Consider the following 11,054-nt stretch of genomic DNA (forward strand, 5'->3'; position numbering starts at 1 on the left):
TGCCAGCAGTCTTCCAGTCGCCTGGTTGGGGTGCGAATCGCGGGTGCAGACCGGGCAACCTCATCGCCAGCACAAGACTTGCAATCACGCAAATCCCATCCACGCACCAGTCGGCGAGAATGGCGCCCAAGCGGGCACGGGCGCGGCGGGGGAGTCGAGGCCACCGGGCGGCCGCACTTTTAGCGGGACAGTTGCATCCCTCAGCGCAGTCCGCGAACGAGGAGATACCTCGACCGGGGAACGCCGCACAACTCTTTGCGCCCCGCGGATTCCGTAACGAGAACTAAAGGGGCGCAGAGGAAAGGTTTTGGCTTTACCGGCCGCCGCCGGCGCCACCACCGCGGCCGCCGCCGGCGCCGCCGCCACGGCCACCACCAGCGCCACCACCGCGCCCGCCGCCGGCGCCACCGCCACGGCCGCCACCAGCGCCGCCGCCACGGATGAGCATTGTCCCGATGCTGTTCTTGATCATGGCCCATAGCCTATCGCCGAATCCGGTGTGGCGGCAATACGATTCACTGCACACAGCGGTCCCCGTTGACAGGTGAACGGAGGTGGGAATTCCGTTTAACAACGGGTGTCCGTTGTGTCGTCTAAAGCCAACGTTTCGAGACCCGCTCAACGCCAGCGGGCCCACACATAGGGCACCAGGGCGCGCAGAAAGTCGAGGTCCTGGCCGGGGCGGGCATCGGCGAAAGCCTGCTCAAAGTATTCCTCAGCGACCAGCAAGATGCCCTCGGCGTATTCGCTCGTGAAGGCGATGCTGCCGTAGTCGTCCATCAACGCGCGGACGGAGTGCACCAACTCGGCGGAGCGATCAGATCGGCTGCGACGCAGATAGTCACGGACCAGGGCGCGGTCGGAGCCGGTCGCGTTGGCTTGCAGATGCACGAGGGGCAGTGTGCGCTTTCCCTCGTACAGATCGCCGAGGATCTCCTTGCCGTATGCACGCTCATCGCCGACGAGGTTGAGTACGTCATCGCGGATCTGGAAAGCGGCACCGAAGTGAAATCCGAAGCGCACCAAAGGCGCCAAGTCGGCCTTGCCCCCGGAGCCCACCAGGGCGCCGACCCGCAGCGGATGGATGGTGGTGTACCAGCACGTCTTGTGCATGATCAGCTCGAGGTAGTCCTGAGGCTTCAGGTCCTCGACGTTGTCGAGTTGCCAACCGGCTTCGATGGCCTGCCCCTCCAGTGTGCGCAAAGCCATCGTGTCGAACTCGTGCCACACCAGCTCGGCGAGGTCATCGGGCAATTGCCTTGTCGCCTTTCGCAGCACCTGCCCCGCGACGATCGCCAGTCCATCACCGGCATTGAGCGCGGCGGCCACACCGTGCTTCGCCGCGAGCGTCGGACGCCCACGACGCATTTCGCTGCCGTCGGCGATATCGTCGTGGACGAGAAAAGCGTTGTGCAACAGTTCAATTGCTACCGCGATGCCCATGACCGCGTCGGGCTCCGCTCCGAACACACGACTCGCCGACAGGCATAACGCCGGTCGCAGCGCCTTACCGGGCCGCGAGGGATATTCGCGCATCGGCCCGTAGAGCCACTGAACCGGCTCGCCGTCGGGCATCGCGTCGAGCATCGCACGGCGTACTTGCTTGGCCACGCCGCGCAAATGGTCTTCGACCTCGGATATCAGGTCCGTCTGGTCGGCGGTGCTGCTCATGGCAACAGCGGTTTGACGGCCAGTTCGATCGGCAGCCAGACGTCGGGATGCCCGTCGGCGACCAACATTCCCCGGTAACTGCCCGGCGCAGCGTGTTCCTCGACGTCGACTTCGACGGTCACGCCTCTGCTGCTGCGTGCGGGTAACGGGACGATGTCGGGCTCGAAGCGCAACCGTCGCGCCGCGATGATGGTGCCATCGTGGGACAGCAGATCGCTGCAGCGCAGCGCGACCTTCCCCATGTCGACGGGTCCGCGGTTGTGCAACCAAACCTCGGTCGTCGCCGCACCCGGGGCCACAGTGCTCAGCAGCAGTCGGCCGCTGGCTTGCGCCGCCGCGAGGTCGAGCATCGCGGTATCCGCCTCGGCTGTTGTCCTGTCGAGACGCGGTGACGAGACGCGCAGCAACTGATCGACTATCGCCCACCACGAGGTGACGAACGGCTCCAAACCGGTAGCCCCGTACAAATCGGCTGGATCATCGTGGGCCGTCGGCGGGGTTGATTCGCTTCTTTCGAGGCCCGCGGCCGCCATGCGCACGAAGCGGTCGACGAGCTCGCTGGCAGCGCGGAACCCATCGGCCTGAATGGCACTCAGGGCGCGCATGTTGGCCGCCGAATCGAACACCGAAGACCAGGGAAGACCGCTGCTCATGCCGTCGCCGGCCGCGCGCATCGACCCCATTGCCGCTCTCCCATCATTAACGCGCTATTACGCCCGCACCACGGTATGATAAGCCGCGCAAACGCAGTAGGAGGCAGCAATGTCGACGCTCCGGGCAATACTCGAAATGCAGGGGTGTCTTGACACCGCCGTTGTCGCCACCCAGGACCCACGGGTCATGGAAGTCGCCGATGCGTTCCTGACCGGCACGTCCGCCAACTCGCGCTGGTACCAAGAGATCGAAGCCTTCATGCTTCCTCGTGGCACCGACGGCCAAAGTGAGCCACGTACCACCGCCGACCCGGTCGAAGCCCTAGCCGAGATCCAGTCGGACTGGGTCAGGGAGCAGCGGCGGCCGACCGCTGGGGAGTCATCGCGGTTGATCTATGGGCTCGGCGCCGTCACCCATCTGATGAAGACCCTGCCCGACGTCCCGATGCCGTTCTCCGATCCGTTTGAGGAAGACGCGCGGCCGCTTCTCAGGGAGGTATTTGCGCTCACCGGCGGGCAAGAATTCGAGCAGCGTGCTCAGATCTTCTCCCCAGATCAGTTAGACGCCGTCGAACTCCTCTTCGCTGATAGGTTCAACGGCTGGCAGGACTGGTACGGAATCGCGCAGCAATTGGTGATATTCGGGGTTCTGACGGCGGATGCGGCGTCTGTGCCACTGTGCAACGCCGCGGTGATCAACTACAAGGGCATCGAGTCGGTCGTCATTGATGCGGAGGTGTCGTCCTACCAAGTTTCGCTGAACGCCCTGAAGGCTGTTGTAGATCCACGTAACTGGCACGACGACAGCCCGAGCTTTTTCTGCAGCATGGTGTACAAAGGTCTGCGTACCGACGGCTGGCGCAAGGTGCTGGAAACCGTTGGGTTTTGTAGCTTTCCCACGACCATCAGTCCACGACTGGTCACCATGCTGAAGTTTTACAAGACCACCATCAACGGTCCGGTCAGACACGAGGCCCTGCTGGACTACGACCTCAACGATCCCGTGCCCGACCCCGAGGGCGACGGCAAGATCACCGTCGACAACGGCTTCATCAACATGTGGACCGAGGACAACGGAGACCCGAACCAGCCGCCGGTGTTCGTACACGTCAAGAAGGTCTGCCACATTAACGGGTTGCGGCCTTACACGATGATGCGGTTTGTCTGCTTGATGGGCTACGCCTACGTTGTCGAGGACATGCTCTTCGGCTCGGCCAAATATCCCGATCCGAATGTCTCGTACGCCCCTTGGGACGACCCGCCGAACGAGCAGCCCGGTCAAGGGCAAGGGGGCACAGGAGGAACATCGACGACGCCTCCGTCGGACAACTCGGTTGCGTCCACGGCCATCTCGATGGTCGCCCAGTGTGTTCAGGAGTTGACGGTCAAGCAGTTCGACCTCGCCGACAAGTGGCTGTCGGGCCAGTTGACCGCCGCGGACCTAGCTCAGTTCAGCGCCGAGGTCGGCGCCCGAGTCGCGAGCGACCCCTGGAAGTTCCTCCAGGCCATCAGCCAACCAAAGGGGGGTGGCCAGTGAGCAGTCCGACGCCCGCGCTTCAGGCCCATCGCGCGGCCGCTCAGCAGCTGATCGACAAGGCCACCCAGCTCTGGGTGGAGGCGGGTGAACAGAGCGACTGCAAAGAAGGCTTGGGTATCGACGGCCGGATTGCCTTGGTGCACGGCCTCTGTGACCTCTGGGTGAAGGGTTGGGCGACCTTTGTCGAGTGCGCCATCAAGGGTCCACCCGTACTGCCCGGATCGTCGGAACCAGCCGAGCCGTTCCCGTCGGAGGTCATCGAAGTCCCCGCGACCACCTACCCGCGGCAGCTGGAGGCCAAGGGGCCGTTTTCGCGAGTCGGGATGCCGAAGGTGATACTTCCCGTGTCAGCCATCGGCTTCGATCCTCCGTTCCTGCCCGCGGGTTTCACGCAGTTCCGGATCGTGCTCAGGGACTACAACTTCGCCGGCGCGAACTACACCGGGACGATCAAGGTAAGCACTGAGTCCCTGGTACCCGACGAGAGAGTGGTCACCGTCGGATTGTGAGCGAACAGGAAGCCCACGCCTCGATCGACGACTTGCTTGACGGCGCCGTTCGAGCGATCAATCGGGGCGACCGGAAGACGGCCGATGCGCTCGCCGGACAGGTGCTTGCCGTTGACGGCGGCAACCTGGACGCTGAGGAGCTACTGGCCGCGCCCGGAGGCAGCGGTGAAATCCGGCGTTTGACAATATTTTTCGCGGACCTCGTCGATTCGACGGCGTTGTCGACTCGAATCGAGCTCGAGGTCTATCGCACCGTTGTCGGGCGGTATCGCGATGAGGTGAACCGCATCGTGAACCAGTACGAGGGACACATCGGGTTCACCAAGGGCGACGGCCTCCTGGCGGTGTTCGGCCATCCCACGGCTCACGAGAACGACGCGCACCGCGCCGTTTATGCCGGCCTCGACATCGTCAGGGCGATCGACGCGCTCAGCGAGCGAGTGAATGCGCGCTTCGGATTCGAAATCAGTGTCCGCGTTGGCATTCACCGGGGACTCGTCTATCTCGATGTCGCCCAAGACGACGTCTACGGGCTGGGAGCCAACTTCGCCGCCCGGGTGTGCAGCATCGCCGATCCGAGAACAGTCGCCGTGTCGCAGACCATCGAACGGGTGGTGCGCGACTCGTTCGAACTCGTGCCGAACCCGCCGCAGGCGGTCAAGGGTGTGGACGATCCGATCCTTACCTACCGCGCCGTCGGCGAACGCGACGTCGCGACCCGGGCGAGTGGGCCGCTCGTCGGGCGTGAGAGCGAACTGGCTTATCTGCAACGAAGTTGGGCCCAGGCCAAGGCGGGCACGCTGGTGGCGCCGGGGGTCGCGTTCGAGGGCGAGGGCGGGATCGGCAAGACCCGCCTGGCCTACGCCGCCGTCGAGATGGCCCAGCAGGATGGTGCCGTAGTGCTCAGCATTTTCGGATCACCGTTCCACATGGACGTGGGCCTGCGACCAATCCGGCGCTTGCTGGAACGCCGGTGCGGCATCAAACGGGACTCCGATCCAGCCGAGCGGCTTCGCATGCTGGAAGCCGAGGTTGTGCAGCGCGCGCTCGACCCAACAGTCGTGGTTCCGCTGCTGGCCCCCGTACTGGGCATCGGCCCAGAAAGCGGTTACCAATCCGTGCGGGCCGAAGGCCCGAAACTATATGGCCGGATCGCGAAGACCATCAACGAGTACTTGTTGGCGTGTCTGGGCTCCGAACCGGCACTGGTCTTCGTGGACGACGTGCACTGGTTCGACGAGGACACCCTCGAGGTGGTCCAGACGCTGCTCCGCGAGGGCAGCGGCCGGCTGATGGTGGTGATGACGGGGCGCAAGCTTCCGCCCTTGCCCGACGCCACCGCGGTGTTCAAGCTAGCTTCGCTCAGCGATGCGGATGCCGACAAGCTTGTCCGCGCCTTGCACCCGGATCTCCACAGCGAGGCGCGCACCGAGGTACAAAAGCGGTGCGACGGCATCCCGCTCTACATCGAGGAGGTGGTCGCAAAGCTCAAGGAGCAGCCACTCGATGCCAGCCACCCCGCGCAGGTGCCCGACACCCTGTACGAAACCCTTTTCGCGAGACTGCGATCCGCGAAGAACACTCTTCCGCTCGTCGAGGCCGCCGCGCTCATCGGCAGCCGCTTTGACCGTGCTCTGCTCGCCTCCGTCATCGACATGGACGAGCGGGACGTCGACGAGCTGCTTGAGGAACTGGCGCGTGTCCGCGTGCTCGAACCAATCGACGCGGGCAACTGGCGCTTCCATCACGAACTCTTACGCGAGGTTGCGGCCGAAGTCTCGCCTCCCACCGTCCGCCGTCGGCTGCACAGCCGGATCGCCGATGCTCTTGTCGCAGGGTCGGCCGATGCGAACCCCGAATGGTCCTTGGTGGCACGCCATTACGAATCGGCGGAGCGATTCGACGAAGCCGCAAACGCCCACCGAAAGGCCGCGGCGGACGCGCGGCGCCGCGGTGCACTCAACGAGGCGAGGGCCTCCCTGGGCCGGGCGTTGGACAACATCGTGCGCACTGCGTCGAATCCCGCACGAGACAAGCGCGAGGTCGCAGTGCGACTCGAGGCTGGCCTCCTCGCGTCGGTGGCGCACGGTCATGCAAGCACGGAAGCGGCCGCGGAGTTTGAGCGCTGCCTGCAACTGATCGGCCCCGACCCGACTCCGGAGCTCTACGCCACCCTGAACGCATTGTGGACCTACTACACCGCACGCGGTGACCTACGCAGAGGCATTCAGGTGGGCGAGACGCTGCGCGCAAAACTCGCCCAGGTGCCGGGGGTCAATCTGGCCAGCGCCGCGATCATGGGGATCCTGGCCGGCTTTCAGGGCGACTTCTACACCGCCCGAGACACACTGGAACAAGCCATCGCCGGCGTTGGCGAGGTGCCCAAGAACGAAATCGCCTACTACGGGCCCAACGACCCGATCGGAGGAATGCTGTCGTTCCTCGCGTTTACCCGTTTCGTACAAGGCGATCTGGCCGGAGCGAACACCGCCCTGCAGCAGATGGAAGCCAGGAGCCATGCCGCCGGATTCCCGCAGGGCGCCTTCAGTCTGTGCTATGGGCGATCGATCGATGCGTTGATTCGCGCCGAAGCCGGCGAACTCGAGCATTGTGTCGACCTGGCCGCGGAGCTCATCTCGCTGGCGAAACAACACGATTTCGATGAATGGTTGATGGTGGGCTGGAGCGAGAAGAGCGCCGGGCGGGCACTACAGGCGCTAGCCGCCGGGGAAACCGATCCCGCCGCGCTGGCACCGCATGTCGAGACCATGACCACCGTCGCACAGACCTGGCGCGCCTTCGAGGTGAAGACATTCCTCGCGTTCTACGATGGTGTACTGGCCCGTGTGCTGACAGCCGCGGGCGATCGGCAGGCAGCGCGTGAATGTGTCGACGCCGCACTGGAGATGGGCCAGGACACCTTGATTCAGTTCTACGACGCCGAACTGCTGCGGTTGCGTGCACACACGCTCGATGACGTTGACGAACGACATCAACACTTCCGCGACGCGATCCAGTTAGCAAAGAAGCAAGGCGCATATATCTTCGAATTACGTTCGGCCGCGGATGATTTCGAGCTGATAGGCGAGCCGGCGCGGGGGGCGCTGCTCGAGGCGTCTGGTCGTCTGCCCACCGATCAGTCGTGGCCGGACTTGGCCCGCGTGCGAGCACTGCTGGGGTGACGAGAAACCATAGCCGGGTCGCCATTCTCGGTGGAGGCATGGCCGGACTAAGTGCCGCGTGGCGGCTGAGTGAGCCCGGTTGGCGGGACCGCTTCGATTCCATCACCATCTACCAGCGTGGCTGGCGCCTTGGTGGCAAAGGCGCGTCCAGCCGCGGGCCGAACGGGCGCATCGAAGAACACGGCCTGCACGTGTGGCTGGGCTGCTACGACAATGGGTTCGCGTTACTTCGAGAGTGCTACGCCGAACTCGACCGTGCTACAACCGATCCCGAGGCGCCGATCCACACCTGGGATCAGGCCTTCATCCCGTCGGACCACATGGGGATCGCTGACCGCTTCGATGATGAGTGGCTGGTGTGGCCCGGCGGACTCGCCCGCAACGATGAGGTACCAGGCGAGCCGAACGCGACGGGTCGAGAGTTCACCGCGGTCGACTTCCTCCGCCGCGCCTTGCAGTTGATTCTTAACTTCGCCGACTCCCTGCCCCCGCTCGACGGGGAAGCCCATCTGCTACCCGACTCTTCCGACTCGACGGGGGAGTGGCTTCAAGTGGTGCGGTGGGGCGTCTTAGCGATGTTGGCGACCTTGGCTAAACCACTTGCCCCCGAGGAGATTCCGTCCGGGGCGCTGAATCACGTGCTGGATGCGATCCGTGAGGCACTCGACTATGAGCATCGCCCCGATCATCGGCGTTTCTGGTTGTTTCTGTCGCTGGAGACCGCGACCGCGCGCGGAATAATCGCGGACAAACTGGTCACCGATCCGCGCAGCTTTCGGGCTATCAACGACGAGGACTTCTGTGCCTGGATTCTTCGCCATGGCGCCCATCCCGACGTGGTGGACTTCCCGCTCGTTCGTGGGCTGTACGACATGGTCTTCGCGTATGAGGACGGGGACTTCAACAAACCTGCGTTGGGCGCGGGAGTGGCCTTGCTGCTCACCGGAATCGCACTGTTCCAGTACAAGGGCGCGTTCTTCTGGAAGATGACGGCCGGCATGGGCGACGTCGTCATCGCGCCCCTGTACCAGGCGTTGCGCAGACGCGGCGTCGAGTTCGAGTTCTTCCACCGCGTCGACGCGCTGCACCTCGACGACAATCGTCAGGCAGTCGAGGCGATCACCATCGGACGTCAAGCCCGGCTCGTCGCCGGGGTAGACGAATACGAACCGCTGATCCGGATCGGCGGTCTTCCCATTTTCCCGGACTTGCCGCTGGCCGAACAGCTGGACGGGCCGGTTCGTGGTGGCCTGGAGTCTCACTTCGGCGAGCGTGCGGACGTCGAGACCCGGGTGCTGCGCAGGGGAGTCGACTTCGATCACGTCGTACTGGCTGCGTCACTTGGCATGGTGGAACTGGTTGCTGCTGAACTGATTGCCGACAGTAAGCAATGGCGTGACATGACGTCGAATCTGCGCACCGTCGCTACGCAGGCCTTTCAACTGTGGCTGAGCCCGGACGAACCGACTCTGGGGTGGCACCGCCCCGGCGTCACCACCAGCGGCTACGTCGCGCCTTTCGACACCTGGGCATCGATGCCGCAGACGCTGTGGGCCGAGCAGTGGCCCGTCGACGATCAGCCGCGTACGGTGGCCTACTTCTGCGGAGCCCTGAATGCGTTGTGGCCCAACGCTGAAGAACCCGGCGTCTACGCGGCGAGCTGCCGCGAAAAAGTGGTCAACCAAGCGGTCGCCTACCTCGACAACCACGTCGGGCTCTACCTGCCCGGGGCGGTCAACGAGCAGGGCTTTGCGTGGCACCTCCTGGTTGGCGCCAACGGTCACCGCGGCGCGTCCGCCCTAGAGACCCAGTACGTCAGCGTCAACATCGATCCCTCGGACCGTTACGTCCAGTCGGTTCCGGGATCCGACAAGTACCGACTGAGATCGGACGAAAGTGGTTATGAGAACTTGGTTTTAGCGGGGGACTGGACCGATTCCGGCTTCAACGCCGGATGCATCGAAGCCGCCGTCATGTCTGGTCTGCAGGCCGCGAATGCTCTACTTGGCCGCGGCCACCGGTACCGCATTCGGGGGTTCTACCAGCCCTGACCATTAACCCAGTCGCGCGGTGCGCACGGTGACCCCAGCAGCGGCAAGCCTTTTCAGCAAGACGTCACCCATCGCCGACGCCGGCGTCAACACACCGCGCCGGTCGGGCAACTGGTCCCTATCACACGCCAGCGCGAGCGCGCTCTCGCCGAGCAACACCGCCGTGGCGGCGTAGCCGGGGTCGCCGTCCTGAGCCATCGACGACATATACCGCGCGCCGCTAGTCGTCGTCGTGTAAGTCTCGACCCGATAGTGACCGCGCGGCGCGCCATCGCCATTCGGCCGCGGGATCAGGTTCTCCAGCAGCCCCGGAGGCAACATCCGCAGGTATGCACCGCCGAGCCTGGAGGCGCCGCTGATGGTCGCGTTGGTCATCGCCGCCATCGCGGGCGCAACGGGAGACGAACCCATGCTTGCCGCCTCTGAATAGCGAAACCCGCGGCCGTATTCCCATCCGAGCAACGCGTTGGTGCGCCGGACACATCGGGTGTTGTACAGCGCCATCAGGTACCCGCTCGTCCACAAACCGGTCATCTCGGGGGCGAGCTCTTCGCCTCTGTGCAACGACACGTCCGGCTGAGGCCCCAGGTCCGGCTCGGCGGCGCGATTGGGACTCAGGCTGTACGGGTCGTCGAGCATCCGTCGTGTCGCGGGATCGCCGAACCCGGCGCGCATCAGCTCGAGCATCGTGTCGATGGTCCCCCGAGAGAAGCCCATCGCGTAGTTCGCGGTCCGCAGGACGAATGTGGTGTCGGCCAATTCGCCCGCACGATCGGTCACCACCCGTCGGTGCAGCGCATACACGGTCAAATCCGAAGGGATGGAGTCGAATCCGCAAGAGTGCACGATCCGGGCGCCGGTTTCGACCGACTGCTCCTGGTAGGCGTCGATGCTATGTCGGACGAAGGGGACCTCGGCCGCCAGGTCGACGTAATCGGTTCCGGCAGCAGCACACGCAGCAACGACCGGCAGCCCTTGGGAGGCATAGGGTCCCACCGTGCTGATCGCTACGCGCGTTCGGGCGGCCAGTTCGTTCAGGGCTTGCGGGTCTCCGATGTCGGCGACGATCAGCGGCCAGTCGCGGGCCTCGTCGGGCAGTGCCTGCCGCAGATCGTCCAGCCGCTGCGCCGACCGGCCGGCCAAACCGACGCGCAGTCCGCTGCTCGCCAGATATCGCGCGGTGAGTTTGCCGACTGCACCGGTCGCGCCGTAGAGCACGATGTCGAGGTCACGCTGCGCGGCGTGCATGGCCGTTGACGCTACCCGAGGATCCGCGTTGCCCGCCCGCGCTACAGATGTAGACAGAGCCGTGGGCGGGCGTTAATTGCGAGGATCTCGGCACTCGCGCGGCGCACCGCACGTAGTGCGAACGCCCTGGTCGCGAACAAGCTGCCGTCCCGAGGTCACCTTTTCGGCTCGCCGCAGTTAGGGTCGAATGTATGTGCGGCGCC

The 11,054-nt window shown here is 64.7% G+C and carries 8 protein-coding genes; 5 read left to right on the plus strand and 3 right to left on the minus strand.

The window, feature by feature from the left end; translation table 11 throughout:
* Window positions 1-307: 307 nt before the first annotated feature.
* Window positions 308-481, plus strand: a complete 174-nt coding sequence (locus ACZY0B_RS25815; protein WP_463767080.1) for a hypothetical protein — start codon at window positions 308-310, stop codon at window positions 479-481.
* 137 nt (window positions 482-618) lie between these two features.
* Here the strand turns inward: ACZY0B_RS25815 and ACZY0B_RS25820 are convergent, their stop codons facing one another.
* Window positions 619-1,671, minus strand: a complete 1,053-nt coding sequence (locus ACZY0B_RS25820) for a polyprenyl synthetase family protein (protein WP_463767081.1) — start codon at window positions 1,669-1,671, stop codon at window positions 619-621.
* Window positions 1,668-2,354 (minus strand): hypothetical protein, encoded by a 687-nt coding sequence (locus tag ACZY0B_RS25825; RefSeq protein ID WP_463767082.1) that lies wholly within the window; start codon window positions 2,352-2,354, stop codon window positions 1,668-1,670. Before ACZY0B_RS25825 ends, ACZY0B_RS25820 begins: the two co-directional genes overlap by 4 nt.
* A 79-nt stretch (window positions 2,355-2,433) precedes the next feature.
* Here ACZY0B_RS25825 and ACZY0B_RS25830 point away from each other — a divergent pair, with 79 nt between their 5' ends.
* From ACZY0B_RS25830 to ACZY0B_RS25845, 4 genes are read left to right on the plus strand one after another with little or no spacing between them, the layout of a single operon-like run.
* A complete protein-coding gene (locus ACZY0B_RS25830) occupies window positions 2,434-3,861 on the plus strand; it encodes a hypothetical protein (protein ID WP_463767083.1) in 1,428 nt (475 codons plus the stop codon).
* Entirely contained in the window at window positions 3,858-4,370 is a 513-nt protein-coding gene (locus ACZY0B_RS25835) for a hypothetical protein (RefSeq protein ID WP_463767084.1), read from the plus strand. Before ACZY0B_RS25830 ends, ACZY0B_RS25835 begins: the two co-directional genes overlap by 4 nt.
* The gene (locus ACZY0B_RS25840; protein WP_463767085.1) at window positions 4,367-7,552 is read left to right on the plus strand and encodes an ATP-binding protein; all 3,186 of its coding nucleotides are present in this window, start codon (window positions 4,367-4,369) and stop codon (window positions 7,550-7,552) included. The genes ACZY0B_RS25835 and ACZY0B_RS25840 overlap by 4 nt, the downstream gene beginning before the upstream one ends.
* Window positions 7,549-9,603: an FAD-dependent oxidoreductase gene (locus ACZY0B_RS25845; RefSeq protein WP_463767086.1), complete on the plus strand. Its 2,055-nt coding sequence runs from the start codon at window positions 7,549-7,551 to the stop codon at window positions 9,601-9,603. Before ACZY0B_RS25840 ends, ACZY0B_RS25845 begins: the two co-directional genes overlap by 4 nt.
* A 3-nt stretch (window positions 9,604-9,606) precedes the next feature.
* Here the strand turns inward: ACZY0B_RS25845 and ACZY0B_RS25850 are convergent, their stop codons facing one another.
* Window positions 9,607-10,851, minus strand: a complete 1,245-nt coding sequence (locus tag ACZY0B_RS25850) for a saccharopine dehydrogenase family protein (RefSeq protein WP_463767087.1) — start codon at window positions 10,849-10,851, stop codon at window positions 9,607-9,609.
* Window positions 10,852-11,054: the final 203 nt, after the last annotated feature.

Source organism: Mycobacterium sp. IDUB_19, assembly GCF_055419445.1.